Genomic DNA, 22,297 nt, shown 5'->3' with positions numbered 1-22,297 from the left:
ATGGAAGCAATGGCACAGCCGAAGTACAAGGGCAAACGTTATCGCCTGGACAAGCCGGAATTGCTGGCCCCGGCGGGTAATTTGGAAAAACTGAAATTTGCGGTGCATTATGGCGCCGATGCGGTATATATTGGAGGTCAGAAATACGGACTTCGTTCAAATGCGGACAATTTCAGCTTTGAAGAAATGAAAGAAGGCGTGGAGTTCGCCAAGAAATACGGCGCAAAAGTATTCGTGGCAACCAACATATATGCTCATAATGAGGACATTGAGGGAATTGAATCCTACCTGCGAAGTTTGGAGGAAGCGGGCATTGCGGCAATCATCGCTGCAGATCCGGCTATTATTGAGGTGGCCAAACGGGCCGCGCCCAAGCTCGAAGTTCATCTGAGTACACAGCAATCCACACTTAATTGGCAGGCCGTGAAGTTCTGGAAGGATGAAGGATTGCCGCGGGTTGTACTTGGACGCGAAGCAAGTCTGGAGGAAATCGCGGCCATTAAAGAGCATGTCGATATTGAGATCGAGGCCTTTATTCATGGCGCGATGTGCTCCTCGTTCTCCGGTCGCTGCGTGTTGTCCAATCATTTTACGGATCGTGATTCCAACCGTGGCGGATGCTGCCAATCCTGTCGTTGGAAATACGATCTGTTTGTGGATGGAAGAGAAGAGCAAGGCCAGTGGGTTTCGGAAGAGCAGCAGTTGATGGAACAGCCGGCCCCTGCTCCGTCCCCATTCAAACCGGGCGTTACGCAGATCCCGCTGTTCCAGCCGGATGACAACCCGTTTACGATGGGGTCGAAGGATCTCTGCATGCTCGAGCATATTCCGGATCTGATTGAGGTGGGAATCGATAGCTTCAAGATTGAAGGACGGATGAAATCGATCCATTACGTAGCGACTGTGGTTAATGTATATCGACAGGCGATTGATTCCTATATGGCCGACCCTGATCATTATGTATTGAAGCCGGAATGGATTGAAGAAATTAATAAAGCGGCCAATCGACCGCTGAATACCGGATTCTTCTATGATACACCGGACCATGAGGATCATATCTATGAGCCCGAAGAGAAGGCGGTCCCTTATGACTTCGCCGGCTTGGTGATGGAGTATGACGAGAAGTCGGGAACAGCTGTCATTCAGCAGCGGAACCACTTTAAGCCAGGGGATAAAATCGAGTTTTTCGGACCGGAAGGAACCTTCTTTAAGCAGACTGTTGGTCCTATTGAGGATGAGAACGGCAATGAACTTGATGCAGCTCGCCATCCTTTGCAGCTCATTCGCTTGAAGGTGGATCAGCCGGTGCGCCATTTTGATATGATGAGAAAGCGTAAAGGATAACAAAACATAATACTAAAGAACTACACAATTGAGAATCCGGGTCTGTGGATGGACCTTGGATTCTTTTTGTTTGTAAAAAAATTAGGGATTAAGAATTATTTTTTTGCGAAAACCCAAAGGAAAACACCTCCAATTGTCGAAATAAAGAGTAACGAATACGTTTCAAGGGATTGGACAGACGTATTAATAATATGATTGTGGTAGGTGAACAGCTAATGTCAGAAGTTGAGCAGCATGATAAGAAGCCGAAAAAGGGCAGGAAGCCCGGGGGTATCAAAGAGAAAAAGGAAAAACCTTCGGCATCAACAGGGATACATACTGCCAAGTCGTTTTTCTCAAACGTGGGAACGGCTATAAGCCGGATGCCGATGAACCCGGCAAAATCCGTCGGAATCCGGTTGTTCCTGATCTTTTTGTCAGCGATTGTATTTTTTGTGATCGTCTTGGGTTATCTGTCCTACGATAAGGCGAAGAGCACGATTGAGAAGAATGCTGCAAACGGCAATCAGCAGACGATCATTCAAACGTCTGAGAAAATCGACATCATTCTGGAGAAGTACGAGAACGCCGGTAGACAAATCTTCTACGACATTGAATTGCAGAAGTTGTTGTCTGAATACACGAATAAAAAGTTAAGCGATTACGACGCGTTTACGGTGGAGCGCAGCATTCGGGATAAACTATCCAATCAGATTACATCGGATTCGTCGATCCGAGCCATTTATTTGATCCCTACCAAGAGCGAGAAGATCATATCGGCAGGTCAAGCCTCGGAGTCTTCGAAAACCGTCCTTGAGCAAAGCTGGTATACCGAATTGAAGGAAGGCGACAAGAAGATTATGTGGCTGCCAACGATGCAGAACAGCGGGGCTCCATATTTCACGATCGCCCGTTCTTTGGGGTCTATGAACGATCTGACTTCAACATATGTGGTGATGTTTGAACTTAACGCCTCGGTACTGGATACGCAGCTGAAGGGAATCAACCTGGGTGAGAACGGCCAACTGCAATTGATGAGTCCGGAAGGCATCGTTGTTTCCTCCAGCGAGTCCTCCATTGTGGGTTCGGAAACCGCCTGGGCGTTTGCGAAGGAATTTCCGGCCGACACCAAAACGGATGACGTAAGAACGAAGGATGAGGAAGGAAGAAGTGTACTGGCGGTTTATAATACGCTGGACACCAACGATTGGAAGCTCGTAGGATCTGTCCAAACCAGCGAGCTGACGAAGGATGCATCAAGCATACTGGTGATCACGCTTATCGTGGCTGCCATCGACGTTATTTTTGCCATTCTGATCGGGATTTGGATGGTAAGAATGATTGCCCGTCCATTAGGCAAGCTTAACCTGTTGATGAAGGAAGGCGCCAAAGGCAATTTGAATGTTCGCACAGACCATAAGAGCCAAGATGAAATCGGTCAGCTCTCCGCGAGCTTTAACGATATGATGGAGCAGATTACCGGACTCGTTCAGCAAACGAGCAATACCGCTCAGGAAGTGCTTAGAACGGCGACCGAGTTAAGTGATGCCTCCAAGAAGACGGCTATTTCCGCCAAAGAAATTGCCGTAGCGACCGAGGAAATTGCCAACGGTGCCAGCAGTCTGGCGGTTGAAGCCGAGCGCGGCAGCGATCTGACCAACAATATTTCGAAGCAGATGCAAATGGTCGTTTCAGCCAACGAAGAGATGGGTAAATCGGCCCGTCACGTGGAAAGCGCAAGTGAGCTTGGAACGAAGCATTTGAGTGACTTGCTGGATAAGACCCATCAGACCGAGGATATGACCCGTTCGATGATGCACAAGGTCGATGGATTGAAGGAGACGACTTCCTCGGTTGTCAAAGTGCTGGACGTACTTCAGAATATTACAAAGCAAACGAATATCCTTTCATTGAATGCAACAATCGAGGCTGCCCGTGCTGGGGCGGCTGGTAAAGGCTTTATGGTCGTGGCCGATGAGATCCGTCAGCTGGCAGACCAATCCAGGCAGTCCATCGATATGGTCAGCCAGATTACAGACCGGATCATGACCGAGATGAATGAAACCGTCCAGGTATTGCTGGATGCGAATCCACTCTTCAAAGGTCAGATGGATGCGGTTAAGGAGACAAATGATATCTTCGTATCCGTTCAGCAGCAGATGGTCGATTTCATCGAGTCCTTGGATTCGGTAACGCATTCGATTGATGAACTGAATGAATCTCAGAATGTACTTTCGGAAGCGATGAGTAATGTGAGCGCGGTAGCCGAAGAATCCTCCGCAACTTCGGAAGAGGTGGCTTCTCTTTCTACAGAGCAGCAAAGCGTCAGCGGTCAGCTGGTTAATCTATCATCGCAGTTGGAGAATGTATCGAATGACCTCAAAGAGACCTTGTCTCGTTTTAGACTGTAAGATTGAAATATAATTCAAAGGCTGCTCCATCCGTATAAGCTGATGGGGCTGTCTTTTTTTAGTTTACAGAATGTTCAAGTCTTCAGCGAGCGCATAAGCGACGAAGCATAGGCTCCACTTTGTGGGGTTATTTTTGATGCCGGATAATCGGGGGTTGTCTTTTCTGGACAGCTCCATTTGGTAGAGAAACGAAGGTGATTGAGCCAGCTTCCATATGGAAATAATGATGAGACATCGACCATATTGGAGGAGCAAGACATGAGGCTTATCCGCAATAAGAGAATTACATACGGATGGCTGATACTCACGCTTTTAATCGCGGTATTGACGCTGCGTCTTGCATGGGTGCAGCTCGTGATGAAGCATCAGCGGGTTCCCGGCAGCCGGCATACGATGGTAGAGGCATCGCTGATCCAGAGGGAGCGGGGCATTGTGCTGGATTCCGGTCGCGGTCATTTTACGGATCGGAACGGAAAACCGCTCACGGGCAAACTCATCTGGGCAGCCGTGATGTTTCCTGCTGGCGAGCAGGAACTAAAGAACTCCCATCATCAGTTAGTGAAGCTGGCCCGCATACTGGGAACAAATAAGAATCATTTGATACAGACCTGGGGTAAGTTAAAGGAACCAGAATTGTGGCATGGGGACAATTCCCTCATTCCTCGTTCCTTAACCAAGGATGAGATTGCGCAGATTCAAGAGCTTGAACTTCCGAAACTCAAGGTTCTTCCTTATGAGCAGCGATACGGCAATCGCCAATCGGGAATGCAGTGGCTTGGTTTTGTGTCCGGTCAGCGTAAGGAAAGCCTGTTCTTTGACGATCATCCAGTGGTTACCGGAACCAGCGGATTGGAGAAAACGATGGATTCGTTGATACGGGGGCAAGGGCCGACCATCGTCTATTTTCCGGTTAACAGCACCAATGAAGTCATTCAGGATATCAAGCCCATGGTGAAGGCGCCTGACAATCGGTACTATCCGTTACGGATATCCACCACGATTGATATCGATATTCAACAAGGGATTGAGGCTATAACGGAGAAAGCGGGCATGAAAGAAGGAGCGGTTGTTGTGCTGGATGCCCGAAATGCGGATATTGTGGCCATGGTTTCAAGACCATTCTACAATCCGGAGCAGATTCATCCGAAGGATGGTCAGTGGGAGAATCGCGGGTTGAAAGCAGCCACGCCAGGGTCCATCTTCAAGCTGGTCACGGCTGCAGCCATACTTGAGCATGGTTTAAGCTCTGAAGGCGAACATTTCCATTGTGATGGCGAATACGGTAAGTTCGGAATGTCCTGCTGGAAAAAGGGGGGGCATGGAACGATTGATCTTCGTGAAGGCTTCGCGGAATCATGCAACGTCGTATTTGCTGCACTTGCGGAGAGACTGTCCGCTCAGCAAATGGCGGATGCGGCCGCCGCACTCGGATTCGGGCAAACGGTAGGCTGGAAATCCCAGCAGTTTCTAGGGCTCCGTTCCTTTGCGCCGTTGGATCATGAAGAGAAGGGTACGGTATTTTCCAGCTCGGCGGACGCCTCTGATGCAGGTGTTAGAGTCCAGACAGGGATAGGCCAAAGGGACGCTGCCGTATCCCCGCTGCAAGCCGCCAACGCGATGGTAACGCTGCTTCATGGCGGGGTGAAGACCCAGCCCCGTATTTTACAGCAGATCCGGTATGCTAACGGGCAATTGCTGCAAGATACGGATCCTTTAAAGAAGCGAACATCTGGAAAAGGTATTTCCCGGGAAACCTCATCCACTCTCCTCGAGTGGATGGAGGATGTTGTCGAAGAGGGGACAGGCAGCACATTAAAAAATCGCATATGGACGCTTGCAGGTAAATCCGGTACGGCCCAGGTAACAGTCAAAAGCCGTGCCCGAAACAACCAGTGGTTTGTCGGGTACGGCCCAGTGGAGAAGCCACGTTATGCCGTGGCTGTATTGGTTGAGAATCGGAGTCCGAACAGCAGCAACCAGGCGACCGACATATTCGGTCAGGTTTCCGATTTTTTGGCTTCGGTTGAATCGGCCTCCGGCTCTGCGTAAGAGCGGGACATGTCCCATGGAGACACATCGAATTCTTCGCTCGGCAGCCGGATCCACTGCTTCAGATATCCCTGCGTGAGCAGTTCCTTGATAAGAATCAGCAGGATGGGCGCCAGGATCAAACCGGCAACTCCAAAAATGGACAGCGAGATCATCATAAAGGACAACATCAGAAATGCAGAGGATACGCCGATCGAGTTTCCTGTAATTTTAGGCTCGAGCAGCTGTCTGGAAATGACAACCACGGCAAGCAGCACGATCAAGCCAATGGCGAGTCCCGTGTTCCCGACGATGAACAAATAGGTAATCCACGGAATAAGAATAACGGGAACACCCAGCAGCGGCAATACATCGAACACGGCGCAGATGAGCGCAACGGACAGGGAATTTCCCGTACCTAATATCAGAAGTCCTATGTATACAATAACAAAGGTAATGCTGACCAGCTTCATCTGGGCTTTTAAATAGGCGCCAATTGCCTTGAATACATTATCTTTGAGGAAAACAAAAGCCGTCTTGAGGGTTCTCGGCGTCTTGTCTTTGGCGATTCTCCGCCAGCTGCCGATCTCAGTGCTCAGGAAGAAAGCAAGGATAATCGCAACCCCGAAATTCGCGATGAACGAGGAGAACGACCCCATAAATCCAACGACATAATGGAAAAATGATTCTGCAGCACCTTGGGCAAAGGTTGTGATGTCCTGGAAATAACCGTTCAGACGTTCTGTCAGATCCGGTGGCAGGGCGTCGAGCCTGGTCTGCAGGAATATGAGGGTTTCCGAAAAATGTTTTTGGATCGTTTGGGTGTAACCCGGCAAATTATCCTGCAGGTTCATGAATTGCGACACGATCAGAGCCCCTGCTCCGAACAGGACGCCCAAGATGATGAGCAGGAAGAGCAGAACGGATATTGCCGCGGCAAATGGTTTCGGGAGCCCCCTGCGGTGCAAAAATTTGGAGAAAGGCTCGATAATCAGGAAAACGAGGAAAGATAAAAACACTGGAGCGGCAATTTGGTACAGCTTGCTGAATATGAACATGATGAGGTAAACCGTAAGCACGATCAAACCTATATCAAAGGCGGTTCTCCAATATTTTTTATACAAGGGAAGCATAGTGGGATATCGGCTCCTTTATACTTTATTAATTGATATCATTGTACACGATTTGTGAAAAAAAAGCCTATTTCTTTAAGTGCTATGCTAAAATAATAATAGTGGGTTCTTTAGAAAAAGAAATAAAAAGCGGGGAGTTAGCATGCAAACATTACTGCTATGGTTGTTTTACCTTTCATCTTTTTATGCATTTATTCCCGGCATCTTGACCCGGATATTTGGTTTCCGAGTATTTCGCAGGGGAACAGGCTCGAACGACTTTGCCTTAACCTTTGATGATGGTCCTGATCCGCTCTATACACCAAGACTCCTGGATCTTTTGAAGGAGTATAATATGAAGGCGACGTTTTTCCTTGTGGGTTCCCATGCCGAGAAGCATCCAGAAGTTGTAAAACGCATTCATAGCGAAGGTCATCTGATCGGGATTCACAACTATGTTCACAAGAGCAATTGGTTCATGCGGCCGGTGACCGTCCGTAAACAAGTCAAGCGCACGGATGATATTATTTACTCCATCACCGGTGAACGATCAAGTTATTACAGACCGCCGTGGGGAATCGTGAATTTATTCGATTTTGCCAAGAATACCGGCTGCCGCATCATCCTATGGTCTTCGATGTTTAATGATTGGCGGAGCAAGATCGGCGCAGACAAGCTGACCCAGCGAATGCTTTCCAAGCTTAACGGTGGTGAGGTTATGCTCCTACATGACTGCGGCACGACGATGGGGGCGAATCCCGATGCACCGGAGCAAATGCTGATCGCGCTGGAACGTGTTCTGAAAGTCGCAGAGCAGAAGGGAATGAGAAGCATCCGAATCGACGATATGATGGCGAAGGAAAGCAAAGCGAAAGCGAAGAAACTGTCTCCTCTGAAGCGTATGATCGTCTCGTTGTGGCTTCTGTGGGAAAAAGGATTTCATGCGGTATTTGCGCTCAAAACGGTCTCGCCTGCAGATCCGATGCTGCATTTCCGGAAGCGCGCTTTTACCGGCAAAACGGTCGTAATGGAAGATGGCAGCCAGCTTGAAAAGGGAGACCAGGTGCTGGAACTCCATTTTGATAACAAAAAATTGTTCGAGATCGGCAGCCGCTCCCGTTCGGAAGTGCAGCTCGCCATCAAAATGATTCGTGCCGTGCAGAAAGATCTGCCTTCTCTGGCGGATATGGTATTGGAACGGCCTGAGTACAAGGATATCAAGGGCTTGTATGCTGTAACCATGATTTCACGGGGACCGGAGCAATTCGGATTTCATGTCATGGATTTACCGCGGGGACTGTTTGCAAGCTCGTCCAGACTGTATCTGAAACTGCTGCTAAGCGTCATTCATCCGAAAGGGCAGGCCCGTCTCAAAGAGGGCAGTCAGATCATGGAGCCAAAAATGCTGATGATGCCGGTGGATGTTCTGATCGGGCGTTATGCTGAGCAGAAGAGTCAGGTTCAGCCTCCATCCGAGGAGCAGCAGGAAATACAACAGGAACATGTCGCTGACCTGGCGGTTGCCGGTGCATCGCAGGGCATGTAGTTCATCGAACCGATGGTTTACTGTCATTATGTTGGATTATCTCATAGATGTAACGTGGATATAAAAAAGGGGTTATCCCCGCAGGTTTATCAATGCCTGCGAGGGATAACCCCTTTGCTTTGTACGAATGATGAATTAGATTTTCAATACGCCGCCTGAGCTGGCGTTCGTAACAAGCTTCGAGTAGCGAGCAAGATAACCGGTCTTCACTTTCGGTTCGAAGTCAACCCATTTGCTGCGGCGTACAGCCATTTCCTCATCGGAAACGTCCAGCAATTGAATGGTCCGGTTATTCAGATCAAGCTCGATGATATCACCGTCTTCAACGAAAGCGATAGGTCCGCCTTCCGCCGCTTCCGGCGAGATATGTCCGATGCTGATACCACGGGAAGCACCGGAGAAGCGTCCGTCTGTGATCAGACCGACTTTGGCTCCAAGTCCCATACCTGCGATCTGTGAGGTCGGCGCCAGCATTTCCGGCATACCCGGTCCGCCCTTAGGCCCTTCATAACGAATGACAACCACATGACCTTCCTTGACCTTGCCGTTGGCAATTCCGCTAAGCGCCTCGTCCTGAGAGTTAAAGCAGATAGCAGGCCCTTTATGGTATCCGCCAACCGATGGATCAACGGCACCCACTTTGATGATGGAACCTTCAGGAGCCAGATTGCCATACAGTACCGCGAGACCGCCGCGTTCGGAATACGGGGAATCGATCGGATGGATGACGTTCTCATCCTGGATTTCACACCCCGCTACGTTCTCGGCCAGCGTCTTGCCTGTTACGGTGATGCAATCCCCGTGCAGTGCGCCCGGCTTCTTGAGAAGCTCATGCAGAACCGCACTCACACCGCCTGCCAAGTGTACGTCTTCAATAAAGTAATCCGAAGCTGGAGCCAGCTTGGAGATGTGAGGAACGCGGTCAGCAACTTCGTTGATCCGCTCCAGAGGGTAATCGAGACCGGCTTCTTGTGCGAGAGCCAACGTATGAAGCACGGTGTTGGTGGAGCCGCCCATCGCCATATCCAGCGCAAACGCGTTGTCGATTGCTTCAACGGTTACGATATCACGCGGTTTGAGGTCCATTTTGACAAGCTCCATCAATTGTTTGGCAGACTGCTTGACGAATTCTTTACGCTCTTCGGCGATGGCAAGAATGGTACCATTACCCGGGAGAGCAAGACCCAGCGCTTCGGCTAGACAGTTCATGGAGTTGGCGGTGAACATGCCGGAACAGGAACCGCAGGTTGGACAACCGAATTGCTCCAGTTCCAGGAGCTCTTCATCATTGATTTTGCCGACCTGGTGAGCGCCGACGCCTTCAAATACGGAGGTCAGGGACAATTTGCGGCCTTTGCTGTCCACGCCGGCTTTCATTGGCCCGCCGCTGACAAACACCGTAGGGATATTGACGCGCAGGGCACCCATCAGCATGCCGGGCGTGATTTTGTCACAGTTCGGTATACACACCATGCCGTCGAACCAGTGAGCCGATACGACGGTTTCTAGGGAATCCGCTATGATCTCGCGGCTTGGCAGCGAGTAGCGCATGCCGATATGCCCCATGGCAATTCCGTCATCCACGCCGATGGTGTTGAATTCGAACGGAACGCCGCCAGCTTCACGGATCGCTTCCTTCACGATTTTACCGAATTCCTGAAGATGGACATGACCCGGAACGATGTCGATGTAAGAGTTACATACGGCGATGAACGGTTTGCCGAAATCCTCTTCCTTAACGCCTGCTGCACGCAGAAGGCTGCGGTGCGGCGCGCGGTCAAAGCCTTTTTTGATCATGTCTGAACGCATTTTTTTGGTTGTCATGATGTCGATTTCCCCCCAGATCTATTATAAAATTGTTACGCTTTAGCGCGGTCTTCCGGCAAAGCAGCCGGGTACCTGTAATCAGCGAATAGGTTTTAAATGAGTCTATCACAAAAAGGTAGGTTTTTCTACATGATATTAATAGGAAGCGATGGAAAGACGCCAGCTGTGATGGCATGCAAAGAGCCTGTTTCCCTTGGGTGGGATCAGGCTCCTTTTTGAGTGGTGATGCTATTTCTTGCCGCCTTTGCGGCCAATTTCCTGATAAAATTCACGATTATGATTCCGTGAGGTGGCTTCGCCGCCCTTCTGGCCGATTTCCTGGTAAAACTCGCGGCTATGGTTCTTGGACGTCGCTTTGCCGCCTTTTTTGCCGATTTCCTGGTAGAATTCCCGGCTGTGTTTTTTCGCGGTCGCTTCGCCGCCAAGACGTCCTGCTTCTTCGCGGGTCATCTTTCGATTGCTGTTGTTTGCCATCACAAATCACTCCTTTACCGTCGTATTTGCTATGCGTATATGTTACTTACCACGGCTTATTTGTCATGAATCAAAACATTCGACTAAAGATTGGTAAATTTCCATTTCGGATCGAATTCTGAGACCGGCGTTATTTCCGCTTAAATCAGAGTTTATTTCATGGTTTAATAAGAGTATGATCAAAAATAGGATAGGGAGGTTATTTAACATTGCCATTTGTTCAAGTGAAGGGACGAACCGTTCCCTGCAAAGGGATTTTGTTTGATAAAGACGGAACGCTGCTCCATTTCATGGCGCTATGGGGAGGATGGGCCGATTATGTGCTCAAGTACATGGAGGAACGGCTGGGATTAATGGGAGCCGGATTCACGCTGCCGACAGGGCAGGTGCTGGGCACAAAGCATGATGCAAGCGGACGTGTGACGGGTTACGACGTTCAGGGGCCTCTCGCCATGGGCACTGTGGAAGAGACAAACGGGCTGCTGGCTTGGCAGCTGTACGCTGCAGGAATGCCCTGGAACGAAGCGATTATGCAGGTCCATCAGATTACGAAAAACGCCATGTATGAGGTTCGTCAGCAGAAGCCGGCATTCCCGATGCCCGGGCTGGAGAATCTTCTGAAGAAATGCAGTTTGGCGTCCGTGAAGATGGCCGTGGTTACTTCGGACGAGACCTCAAATGCCAAGGAACAGCTGGAGTGGATGGGGCTGCACACTTCCTTTACAGCCATTTTGGGAAGAGATCAGGTTCGAAACGGCAAGCCGCACCCTGAAATGGCGGAGACCGCTTGCCGCCTGCTTGGGATTACGCCCGAGGAAGCAGTGGTGATCGGTGACAGCAACGCGGATATGCAAATGGCGAAGCAAGCAGGCGCCGCTCTGGCTGTGGGTTTAATGACAGATGAAGGGGAACCTGTACATCTGACAGATGCCGATGTCGTCATATCCGATTATAATGAATTAGACGTGTACAGGTAGACGTGTTATTTTAAGGGCTGTACGGAGGTGTAAAAGAGTGGAGAACAGGGAAAAGATCGAGCAGTTGGCAACATGGATCGAAGCGAGCGACTACATTGTTTTTTTCGGGGGAGCCGGTACCTCCACGGAGAGCGGGATTCCTGACTTCCGTTCGGCAGCCGGACTATACCAGAGCGAGCACCAATCTCCGTATCCGCCGGAGGTCATGCTCAGCCACACTTTTTTCATGAAGCATCCGGAAGTGTTTTACGACTTTTACCGAAGCAAGATGCTTCACCCGCAAGCGCAGCCGAACGGCTGTCACCGGTTGTTGTCGAGACTGGAGCATGACGGTAAGCTGAAGGCGGTGATCACGCAAAATATTGACGGTTTGCATCAGACCGCCGGATGCTCCGAGGTGCTGGAGCTTCATGGTTCTGTGCACCGCAATTATTGCATGGATTGCTCCCGATTCTACAGCCTCCAGGAAATACTGGACATCAAGGAAACCGTCCCGCGCTGCAAGGATTGCGGAGGACTGGTGCGGCCGGATGTCGTGCTGTATGAAGAGGAATTGGATCAGAACATCATCATGCGCTCGATCCAGGAAATATCGACGGCAGATTTGTTGATTATTGGCGGGACTTCCCTGACGGTGCACCCCGCTGCGAGTTTGATATCCTATTTTCATGGGAGCAAGGTAGCTTTGCTGAATGCAGATCCAACACCTTACGATCACCGGGCAGGCCTCTTGATTGCGGATCGGATCGGGCAGGTCATGACGCAGGTGGATAAACTGATCAGCACGTAACGGCGACGGCGGCTTGGGCGCTGCTGCACCTATGACTGTAATCGTTTTCTTGTCAAAGGACGACCAAACACGATAAGATGGAATTTAGCAATGGACCTATCACTTAGAGAGGCAGGGATTGCAAGTGACCTATGTGGCTAGCGAAGACCGCTATGAAGGAATGAAGTATAACCGCGTGGGGCGATCCGGATTGAAACTTCCGGCAATCTCCCTTGGATTATGGCATAATTTCGGTGGTGTCGATACGTATGAAAACGGGCGTCATATGATTACGCGCTCCTTCGATCTGGGCATTACCCACTTCGATCTGGCGAACAATTACGGACCGCCTGCAGGCTCTGCCGAAGAGACGTTCGGTAAGGTTCTCTCAAGAGATCTTAAGGCATACCGTGATGAGCTCGTCATTTCGTCCAAAGCGGGCTATTATATGTGGCCGGGGCCTTACGGCGACTTCGGATCGCGTAAATATTTGGTTGCAAGTCTCGATCAGAGCTTGAAGCGTATGGGCCTGGACTATGTCGATATTTTTTATCATCATCGGATGGATCCGGAAACGCCGCTTGAGGAAACCATGGTAGCGCTGGACCATCTTGTTCGTTCAGGCAAGGCGCTGTATGTCGGAGTCTCCAATTATTCGCCGGAGAAGACGCGGGAAGCGATCTCGATTCTGAAAAGCCTGGGAACTCCGCTGCTCATCCATCAACCAAGCTACTCCATGCTGGACCGCTGGGTGGAGAACGGACTGCTCGATATCCTGGAAGAGAACGGGGTCGGAAGCATTGCCTTCACTCCGCTTGCTCAAGGACTGTTGACCAACAAATATTTGAATGGCGTGCCCGGCGATTCACGCGCCGCAAGCGCATCCGTATTCTTGAACGAAAGCAATATCACGCCAGAAGTGCTGCGCAAGATCAGAGCTTTAAACCAAATCGCTCAAGCGCGTAACCAGAGTCTCGCCCAATTCGCTCTCGCTTGGGTCCTTCGCGGCGGCAGGGTGACATCTGCCCTGATTGGGGCTAGCAAGGTGAGCCAGATCGAAGACAATGTGGCTGCCTTGAACAACCTGGAGTTCTCGAAGGAAGAACTGGATCGAATTGAAGCGATTCTGAAAACGGAGAACGCTCCTTCTGCTGAGGCATAATCATTACCACTAAGGATAGCATGCTGAACACATATCATAGATACCAAGCTACATGAACGGAGCGCCTCAGGATGATGACAGACCTGACAAGGCGCTCCTTTTTCGTTTAGATATATCGGGCAGGATACCGTTAAGAAAGTGCGGATGATGAGAGGATATCCTTGCGGTACCTTGTAGGGGATCGACCGACGAGACGCTTGAACTGACGGGAGAAATAGAGCGGATCGGTGAGTCCAACAGATGCGGAAACCTGCTCGATGGACAAATCGGGACGTTCGCGCAGCAGCCGCTTGGATTGGTCGATTCTTAATTTAAGCAGATACGTGATCGGAGTCATGCCCGTTTCCTGCTTGAAGATGCGCGACAGGTACGCGCGGTTGTAGCCCAGGCTTGCGCACATTTGTTCAATCGATACGGGATGGGCGTATTGAGAAGCCATATAACTGATCATCTGCTTCACCGTGCGCTGAACCTGCGGCTCTGCCAACGTTAAACGGGACGGTCGGTCACTCCGGTTCATGATCTCGGCCCAGATTAAATGCAGATAACCGATGGCGGCGATGTGGGAGCTTTCCTCCTTGGATTGAAAATGGCTTTGAATGAGGGAAACATACCCGGGAATCGGGTTGTTCTCCATGAGATGGAGGACGGGCTTTTCGGGCGTGAGTCCCGAGCGGTATACGCCGTCGCCGGCGTGTTCTCCATCAAAGGCGACCCATCGATAACGCCAAGGATGACTCGCATCGGATACATAACTGACAATCTGACCGGGATGGATCAGGAAACAGTCGCCGGGGCTGAGCTGATACCTGTCGGTTTCGGTTCGAAATATACCATGTCCCGACTCGATGATATGCAATAAGTAATGATCGTATATTTTTGGCCCCAATGCATGCTCCGGCCGGGTCTGGCTCTCGCCGGCGAATCGGACGTGAAGCGAATCGCTGCCTTGCTGCGCAGGATTGGAAGCAACAGAATAGGTTGGTTTCATTATTCATTTTCCTTTACAATAAGTTTGGGAAAAAGAGGAACTGTATGGACAGCGTTGATTTTTATGAATTCATTGTACCTCCAGAAGTCACATAAATCCATATGTAACGCACAAGATTTCATTATCGGTTAACGAGATTTCCATTATACTGAAGACAGTAAAACTACCATATGTACAGGATGGAGTGATGGGCAGTGACGACGGAACAGCTTATGGAAAGATTTATGGACAAGCACGGTGAGAGCCGGCATAAGGTTCGCATATTTAACGCGCCCGGCCGCGTGAATCTGATCGGGGAGCATTTGGATTATAACGGAGGCTACGTGCTTCCGGCCGCCTTGGAGTTTGGCACGACCTTGATTATAAGGCCTCGCGACGATAACAAGGTGAGCTTTTCATCCACCAATATCCCCTATGAATTAACGATCAGCCTGGATGAGGATTATGGCTATAAAAGCGATCAATGGACAGATTATCCGGTTGGCGTCATAACGGAGCTGAATAAAATCGGCTGTAACCTTAGCAGCGGTTACGACCTGCTCTACCATGGGGATATCCCGAACGGCGCGGGTCTCTCGTCCTCGGCGTCCATCGAAGTGGTCACGGCTTTCGCCTTCTTGAAGATGGAAGGCAAGGAGACGGATACGGTGGAGATTGCGAAGCTCTCCCAGCGGGTGGAGAACCTGTTCGTCGGCGTTAACTCCGGCATTATGGATCAATTCGCCGTAGCCAACGGCAAGCAGGATCATGCCATTCTGTTAATGTGCGATACGCTCGAATATGAACTGGTGCCATTCCGGACCGGAGCTTACAAAATCGTGATTTCGAATACCAATAAACGGCGCGGACTCGTGGATTCCAAATACAATGAACGCCGCAGCGAGTGTGACCGCGCATTAGAAATGCTGCAGAAGGAGCTGCCGGCGTTATCGTATCTCGCTCAGCTGAATCCGGATCAATTCGTCACCTTGCAGGACAGCATCCGGGATGAAACCGTCCGAAGACGTGCCCAGCATGTCGTTGAGGAAAACCAGCGTGTGCATGATTCCGTGAAAGCCTTGAGGAACGGAGATCTGGAAGCATTCGGACAATATATGAATCAGTCCCACGACTCCTTGCGTTATCTGTACGAAGTAACGGGCGACGAGCTGGATGCGCTGGTGGAAGAAGCCCAGCGGATTCCGGGCACGCTGGGTTCCAGAATGACAGGAGCCGGCTTTGGAGGCTGTACGGTATCTCTCGTACACGAGGAGGCGGTGGAGCGTTTCATCGCCGAAGTGGGACAGCAGTACGAAGCCAGAACGGGACTGAAGCCGGACTTCTATGTATGCGGCGTAGGTCAAGGTGTGCATGAAGTGAAGGAGGGCGAATAGTATGGCTATTTTAGTGACTGGCGGTGCGGGTTATATTGGTTCTCATACCGTAGCGGAGCTATTGGAGCAAGGGGAAGAAGTTGTTGTGATCGACAGCCTGGAGACGGGACATCGCGAAGCGCTGCTGGGGGGAAAGCTGTATGTCGGCGATCTGCGCGACAAGGCGCTGCTGAAGCGGTTGTTCTCGGAAAACGACATTGATGCCGTTATCCACTTTGCCGCGAATTCACTGGTCGGCGAGAGCATGAAGGATCCGGTGAAGTATTACGATAACAACGTATACGGAACGCTGTGCCTGCTGGAAGCCATGAATGAAGCGGGTGTCCGGAAGATCGTCTTCTCGTCAACGGCAGCAACCTACGGCGAGCCTGAGAAGGTACCGATCGAGGAAACGGACCGAACGCAGCCGACGAACGTGTACGGGGAAACCAAGCTGATGATGGAACGGATGATGTCCTGGTTCGATACCGTGCTTGGCGTGAAGTATGTGTCCCTTCGTTACTTTAATGCAGCCGGATCGCATGCCAGCGGAAAAATCGGCGAGGATCACCGTCCGGAGAGCCATTTGATCCCGCTTGTCCTGCAAACCGCTTTGAAACAGCGCCCAAGCATCTCGGTGTTTGGCGACGATTATTCAACACCTGACGGCACGTGTGTCCGCGATTACATTCACGTCAGCGATCTTGCGAACGCTCATCTGCGCGCGGTTGATTACCTCCGCCGCGGAGAGTCCAGCAATGTGTTTAACCTCGGCAATGGACTCGGGTTCTCGGTTAAGGAGGTTATCGAGACCTCGAAGCAGGTGACGGGTGCTGACATTCCGGTTGTCATGGAGGCGCGGCGTGCCGGTGACCCTGCCGTGTTGGTAGCGTCTTCGGATAAAGCGCGTACCGTTCTCGGATGGACCCCATCCAGAACGACGCTGGAGGAGATTATCGAGAGCGCATGGAAATGGCACAGCAGTCACCCGGACGGTTACGGTGACAATTAATCCAAGGGGGACGATGACCATGAATGCAGCAACATCAGGAACTCCCGAATCCAAGCAGGTTCTTCGTGCAATTGAAATGCTCGTGCGTTTTGCACTTCATAAAGGTCTTATCCAGGCAGCGGACGCGGATTACAGCCGCAACCTGCTGCTGGAGGATTTCGGGTTCAGCGAGCCGTATGGAGACGAAGTCAACGACCCGGTACCGGATGGGCCGCAGGCCATGCTCGACGTGATGATCGATTACGGCGCAGCGCATGGAATGATTCCCGAGAATACCGATACGTACCGGGATCTGCTGGACGCCAAAATCATGGGTCGGCTCATGGCGAGACCTTCGGACGTAACGGCTCAGTTCCGGACGGTCCAGCAGGAGCAGGGGATTATTGCGGCAACCCGGCAATTTTACAATCTATGCATCGACTCCAACTACATTCGCATGGATCGCGTAGCCAAAAACGAATACTGGCGGCACGCCAGCCCGTATGGCGATATTGAGATTACCATCAATCTCTCCAAGCCGGAGAAAAGTCCGAAGGAAATCGCCATGGCTAAATTGCTGCCTCCGCCGGTTTATCCGAAATGCCAGCTCTGCCGCGAGAATGTCGGTTATGCAGGCAGAATCAACCACCCTGCACGGCAAAACCTGCGCATTATTCCGTTGGAGCTAAACGGGGAACCGTGGTTCTTCCAGTACTCGCCGTACGTTTACTATAATGAGCACTGCATTGTATTCCATCATGACCATGTGCCGATGAAGCTGACCAAAGCGACGCTTGCCCGCCTTTTGAGTTTTGTTGATGCTTATCCGCATTATTTCCTCGGATCGAACGCGGATCTCCCCATAGTCGGGGGCTCGATTCTCACGCATGATCATTTCCAGGGGGGACGGCATACCTTCCCGATCCAGAAAGCACCGAAGGTGGCCGGGTTTACGCACGCGGATTATCCAGACGTATCCGTGGCCATCGTAAAATGGCCGATGTCGGTGATTCGGCTATCCTCAAGCGATCGGAATTCGCTTCTTGAATGCGCGAACGGCATTTACGAGTCATGGAAAATCTACAGTGATCCTTCAGCAGACATAGAAGCGTCCAGCGAAGTAGACGGACAGCGGGTCCGCCACAATACGGTTACTCCGATCGCCCGCCGAAATGACGAGGGCGTCTACGAGATGGACCTGGTTCTGCGGAACAATCGCACGAATGAGCAATACCCGGAAGGGATCTTCCATCCTCATCGAGAGATGTTCCACATCAAGAAGGAAAACATCGGCCTGATCGAAGTGATGGGGCTGGCGATCCTGCCGGGCAGGCTCAAGGAAGAGCTCGATCAAATCGCCGACATCCTGGCAGGGAACGAGAAACTGTACGCGAACAGCAAGGCTGAGGACCATCCGCTTGCCGTTCACGGGGACTGGATCGAGGAGCTGCGTGGACAGGAGACGGCAGCGCCGGATAAAGCCGGGGCGATCGAGCTGATTCGCCGGGAGGTCGGCCACAAGTTCACGACGATTTTGGAGCATGCCGGGGTATACAAACAGACGGCAGCTGGACAACAGGCATTTCAGCGATTCCTGAGCCGTATGGGATACGTCCCGGACAGCAAATAGACATTCATTGATGGATAAAGGATGTATTGAAGTTCACGATATTTCTGATCATCATGCAAACAGCCGATCTTTCTGTAGAAGGACGGCTGTTTGTTTTGCATAAGGGGAATGGTATAGAATGAAAAAGCATGCAAGATAAAATAAAGATGCGAAACAGATGCGATGGAGGTAATGCACATGAGACCTTTTGTCTTTCATAATCCGACTCAGTTGATTTTTGGTAAGGGCAAGCTGAGCGCTTTAAGTGGTGAAGTGGCTAAATACGGCCGGAACGTATTGCTTGTATATGGCGGCGGCAGCATCAAGCGCAGCGGACTGTACGATCAGGTTATTGCGTTGCTGAAGGAAGCGAATGCGGCCGTAACGGAGCTTGCCGGTGTGGAACCGAATCCTCGCCTGTCGACGGTCCACAAAGGCGTGGCATTGTGCCGGGAGCATAACATTGATCTTATACTGGCCGTTGGCGGCGGAAGCGTCCTTGACTGCTCCAAGGCCATCGCCGTTGGTGCTAAATATGACGGAGATATGTGGGATTTCGTCGAACGCAAAGCCGTTCCGCAAGCGGGTCTCCCACTCGGAACCGTGCTTACGATGGCTGCGACCGGATCCGAGATGAACGGCGGCTCCGTCATTACCAATGAAGTAACCCAAGAGAAGATGGGCTGGGGAAGTCCTCATGCTTACCCTGCATTTTCCATTCTGGACCCTGTACATACGTTCTCCCTTCCGCGGGATCAAACGGTGTACGGTATCGTGGATATCATGTCTCACGTACTGGAGCACTATTTCCATCAGGATACCAACACGCCGGTACAGGACGGCTTCTGCGAAACGATTCTTCGGACCGTTATCGATACGGCGCCGAAGCTGGTTGAGGACCTGGAGAACTATGAGCTCCGCGAGACGATCATGTACTGCGGCACGATGGCGCTGAACGGCATGATCAATATGGGTATGGCCGGCGACTGGGGAACCCATAATATCGAGCACGCGGTATCTGCCGTATACGACATTCCGCACGGCGGCGGCTTGGCCATCCTGTTCCCGAATTGGATGAAATATAATCGGAATGCGGATCCTCAGCGCTTCAAGTCTCTTGCCGTGAACGTATTCGGAGTTAACCCGGCAGGAAAAACCGATGAAGCCATCGGATTGGAAGGGATCGAAGCGCTTCGCAGCTTCTGGACTTCCATCGGTGCGCCAAGCACGCTGGGAGCGTACGATATTGACGACAGCCAGATCGAGGCCATGGCCGATAAGGCGATGCGATTTGGTCCTTTTGGCAACTTCCGCAAGCTGCAGCGCGAAGACGTCGTAGAGATTTATCGGATGTCGCTATAAGGGTTGTCCTGTCGTTATATGACAAGGAATTGTAATGGTTTTTAAGCCTGCCGGTTCATGCCGCGCAGGCTTTTTTGTGAGTGTGCCGAATACAGATATGAAGAGATTTCCATACGTTTGAGGGAAATAATTGAAACTTTAGCAAACTTTTTGCCGTATTACTTGTTATACACAGTAAGGGATTTCAGAGGGGGCAATCAACATGGAAGCGTTATATTGGGGCTGTCTGATCGGAGGCGTGATATTTGCCATCGTAACCGTGGTGCTTGGCGACATACTTAGCTCGGCGCTTGACGGATTGTTGGACTTTTTGTCAGTGGATTTTTTCAATCCGGTTGTGATCGCAGGAGGAATCACCGTATTTGGCGGTACCGGAATCATGCTGACGAAATACACGGAATTGGCGGCAGGTGCCCATGTAACGCTGTCTATCTTAGCGGCTATCGTCATTTCGATTCTCGTCTATTTCGGGTACGTGAAACCGATGGAGAACAGCGAGAACTCGACGGGCTTCTCCATCAAGGAGCTGGCTGGGAGGATCGGCGTTGTCACCGTACCGCTTCCTGCAGAAGGATTCGGTGAAGTGATGGTCAAGATTGGCGCAGGCAACACAACACACATCGCGTCTAGCTTTGATCGCCAAAATCTTCCCGCAGGAGTCCGCGTGGTGGTTGTCGACGTTGTTGAGGGTGTCCTGAGAGTGTCCGAACTGGAAGAACGAAAAGGAGAGGATTGATTCAATGCCAGAATACTTAGTAATTCCGTCAATTGTTGTAGGTGTCATTGTCGTGTTAGGACTTGCGTTCTGGGCCCGTTACAAAACGGTGAGCCCGGATGAAGCGATGATCGTAACCGGTTCTTTTTTGGGAAGCAAAAATTTATCGGAGGATGAATCCGGCCGCAAAATCAAAATCGTGCGCGGCGGCGGCGCTTTTATACTCCCCGTATTCCAGCGCTCCGAATTTGTATCGCTTTTATCTCATAAACTGGATGTTATGACGCCTGAAGTGTACACGGAGCAAGGCGTTCCGGTTATGGCCGACGGGGTTGCCATCATAAAAGTGGGAAGCTCGATCGAAGACGTGGCAACGGCAGCCGAGCAATTCATGGGCAAGCCGATTGAAGCGCTGAAGGGCGAAGCCCAGGAAGTGCTGGAAGGTCATCTTCGTGCCATTCTCGGTTCCATGACGGTAGAGGAAGTATACCGTAACCGCGACAAGTTCGCGCAGGAGGTTCAGGGTGTCGCTGCAAGAGACCTCAAGAAAATGGGTCTGCAGATCGTATCCTTTACCATTAAGGACGTTCGCGACAAGCATGGATATCTGGAAGCGCTGGGTAAACCGCGGATCGCTACGGTAAAGCGGGATGCGGAGATTGCCGAAGCCGAAGCGATGCGCGACGCGCGGATTCAAAAAGCGCGTGCGGAGGAAGAAGGACAGAAGGCCGAGGTTATACGCGATACGAATATCGCGGAAGCCGAGAAGGAACGGGAGCTGAAGGTCGCTTCCTTTAAGAAGGAGCAGGATACGGCCAAGGCCGAAGCAGACCAGGCCTACCATATTCAGGAAGCCCGAGCCAGGCAGACGGCAGTTGAGGAACAAATGAAGGTTGAGCTCGTTCGTAAGGAGCGCGAAATCGATCTGCAGGAAAAAGAAATCATGATTCGCGAGAAGCAGTACGACGCGGACGTGAAGAAGAAAGCCGAAGCGGATCGCTATGCCGTTGAGCAGGCGGCCGAAGCGGATAAGGCCCGCAAGATGCGCGAAGCGGATGCCTTGCAGTACTCCATCGAAACCCAGGCCAAAGCGTCTGCCGAACAGAAGCGCCTGGATGGTCTGGCCGTTGCGGATGCCGAGCGTGCCAAAGGTACGGCCGAAGCCGAAGTCATTCGCCTGCGCGGTATTGCCGAAGCCGATGCCAAAGAGAAACTCGCCGAAGCGTTCCAGAAGTTCGGAGAAGCTGCGGTGCTCGATATCATCGTAAAAATGCTGCCTGAGCTTGCCGGCAAAATTGCTGAGCCAATCTCGTCCATCGACAAGCTGACGGTTGTAGATACAGGCAAAGGCGAAGGTGCGGCTCGCGTGAGCAATTATGTGACCGAGCTGATGTCCACGGCGCCTGAAATGCTGAAGAGTGTGTCCGGGATTGATGTGGAAGAACTGATTAAGGGCTTGACCAAGAAGCCTGCCTCGGCAAAAAAGCCAGTAGCTGTGGAGCAGGAACTTGTACCGGTACCTCTTGAGACAAGTGCTGCCAAGGAAGAGTAGAGCGAGCGGCAAGTAGGATTGGGATAGCGGTCGCGCAGGCAGCGGTTCGGCACTTTGGAGGCTTTGGCAACCATATATGATTTTGCCGCGCTCTTA

General features: G+C 51.2%; 16 protein-coding genes and 1 pseudogene. 13 read left to right on the top strand and 4 right to left on the bottom strand.

Annotation, left to right across the window (positions count from 1 at the left end; translation table 11 throughout):
* The 3 genes from DP091_RS28375 to DP091_RS28365 all read left to right on the top strand — a co-directional run bounded on the left by DP091_RS28375 (position 1) and on the right by DP091_RS28365 (position 5,783).
* Positions 1-1,344, top strand: a complete 1,344-nt coding sequence (locus DP091_RS28375; RefSeq protein WP_113061410.1) for a peptidase U32 family protein — start codon at positions 1-3, stop codon at positions 1,342-1,344.
* A 215-nt stretch (positions 1,345-1,559) separates the two neighbouring features.
* Complete coding sequence (locus DP091_RS28370) at positions 1,560-3,734, top strand: methyl-accepting chemotaxis protein (RefSeq protein ID WP_113061409.1); 2,175 nt, start codon at positions 1,560-1,562, stop codon at positions 3,732-3,734.
* Positions 3,735-3,992: 258 nt separating this feature from the next.
* On the top strand, positions 3,993-5,783 hold the full coding sequence (locus DP091_RS28365) for a peptidoglycan D,D-transpeptidase FtsI family protein (protein WP_113061408.1): 1,791 nt from the start codon (positions 3,993-3,995) through the stop codon (positions 5,781-5,783).
* On the opposite strand, the gene DP091_RS28360 is transcribed toward DP091_RS28365, so the two are convergent.
* Positions 5,732-6,895 (bottom strand): AI-2E family transporter, encoded by a 1,164-nt coding sequence (locus tag DP091_RS28360; RefSeq protein ID WP_113061407.1) that lies wholly within the window; start codon positions 6,893-6,895, stop codon positions 5,732-5,734. The two genes, DP091_RS28365 and DP091_RS28360, sit on opposite strands and share 52 nt — an antisense overlap.
* A gap of 142 nt (positions 6,896-7,037) precedes the next feature.
* Here DP091_RS28360 and DP091_RS28355 point away from each other — a divergent pair, with 142 nt between their 5' ends.
* On the top strand, positions 7,038-8,420 hold the full coding sequence (locus DP091_RS28355) for a polysaccharide deacetylase family protein (RefSeq protein WP_113061406.1): 1,383 nt from the start codon (positions 7,038-7,040) through the stop codon (positions 8,418-8,420).
* Positions 8,421-8,555: 135 nt separating this feature from the next.
* Here the strand turns inward: DP091_RS28355 and ilvD are convergent, their stop codons facing one another.
* Together ilvD and DP091_RS28345 are read right to left on the bottom strand one after the other, a co-directional pair.
* On the bottom strand, positions 8,556-10,244 hold the full coding sequence (gene ilvD, locus DP091_RS28350) for a dihydroxy-acid dehydratase (RefSeq protein ID WP_113061405.1): 1,689 nt from the start codon (positions 10,242-10,244) through the stop codon (positions 8,556-8,558).
* A gap of 237 nt (positions 10,245-10,481) precedes the next feature.
* Positions 10,482-10,721: pseudogene (locus tag DP091_RS28345) on the bottom strand (KGG domain-containing protein); the annotation flags it as partial.
* A 209-nt stretch (positions 10,722-10,930) separates the two neighbouring features.
* Between DP091_RS28345 and DP091_RS28340 the strand changes: the two are divergent.
* From DP091_RS28340 to mgrA, 3 genes are all read left to right on the top strand, one after another.
* Positions 10,931-11,698: an HAD family hydrolase gene (locus tag DP091_RS28340; protein WP_113061403.1), complete on the top strand. Its 768-nt coding sequence runs from the start codon at positions 10,931-10,933 to the stop codon at positions 11,696-11,698.
* A gap of 37 nt (positions 11,699-11,735) precedes the next feature.
* On the top strand, positions 11,736-12,488 hold the full coding sequence (locus DP091_RS28335) for an NAD-dependent protein deacylase (protein ID WP_113061402.1): 753 nt from the start codon (positions 11,736-11,738) through the stop codon (positions 12,486-12,488).
* A 124-nt stretch (positions 12,489-12,612) separates the two neighbouring features.
* Positions 12,613-13,629: an L-glyceraldehyde 3-phosphate reductase gene (gene mgrA / locus DP091_RS28330; protein ID WP_113061446.1), complete on the top strand. Its 1,017-nt coding sequence runs from the start codon at positions 12,613-12,615 to the stop codon at positions 13,627-13,629.
* Positions 13,630-13,759: 130 nt separating this feature from the next.
* Here mgrA and DP091_RS28325 read toward each other — a convergent pair whose 3' ends face one another.
* The gene (locus DP091_RS28325) at positions 13,760-14,620 is read right to left on the bottom strand and encodes an AraC family transcriptional regulator (RefSeq protein WP_181469941.1); all 861 of its coding nucleotides are present in this window, start codon (positions 14,618-14,620) and stop codon (positions 13,760-13,762) included.
* A gap of 194 nt (positions 14,621-14,814) precedes the next feature.
* On the opposite strand from DP091_RS28325, the gene DP091_RS28320 reads away from it, so the two are divergent.
* From DP091_RS28320 to DP091_RS28295, 6 genes are all read left to right on the top strand, one after another.
* Positions 14,815-15,993 carry a galactokinase gene (locus DP091_RS28320; protein ID WP_113061400.1) on the top strand — a complete coding sequence of 393 codons (1,179 nt, stop codon included), beginning with the start codon at positions 14,815-14,817 and terminating at the stop codon, positions 15,991-15,993.
* Position 15,994: 1 nt separating this feature from the next.
* Positions 15,995-16,984, top strand: coding sequence for a UDP-glucose 4-epimerase GalE (gene galE / locus DP091_RS28315; protein WP_113061399.1), 990 nt, complete (start codon positions 15,995-15,997; stop codon positions 16,982-16,984).
* Positions 16,985-17,003: 19 nt separating this feature from the next.
* Positions 17,004-18,593: a UDP-glucose--hexose-1-phosphate uridylyltransferase gene (locus DP091_RS28310; RefSeq protein ID WP_113061398.1), complete on the top strand. Its 1,590-nt coding sequence runs from the start codon at positions 17,004-17,006 to the stop codon at positions 18,591-18,593.
* A gap of 177 nt (positions 18,594-18,770) precedes the next feature.
* Positions 18,771-19,934, top strand: coding sequence for an iron-containing alcohol dehydrogenase (locus tag DP091_RS28305; RefSeq protein ID WP_113061397.1), 1,164 nt, complete (start codon positions 18,771-18,773; stop codon positions 19,932-19,934).
* Positions 19,935-20,136: 202 nt separating this feature from the next.
* Positions 20,137-20,670, top strand: coding sequence for an NfeD family membrane protein (locus tag DP091_RS28300; protein WP_113061396.1), 534 nt, complete (start codon positions 20,137-20,139; stop codon positions 20,668-20,670).
* Between the two features lie 4 nt (positions 20,671-20,674).
* Positions 20,675-22,201: a flotillin lipid rafts scaffold protein FloT gene (locus tag DP091_RS28295; RefSeq protein WP_113061395.1), complete on the top strand. Its 1,527-nt coding sequence runs from the start codon at positions 20,675-20,677 to the stop codon at positions 22,199-22,201.
* The last annotated feature ends 96 nt before the right edge of the window (positions 22,202-22,297 follow it).

This window comes from Paenibacillus sp. MDMC362 (assembly GCF_003269305.1).
Classification (GTDB): Bacteria; Bacillota; Bacilli; order Paenibacillales; family Paenibacillaceae; genus Paenibacillus_AQ.
This window is presented reverse-complemented; position numbering and strand designations above follow the sequence as displayed.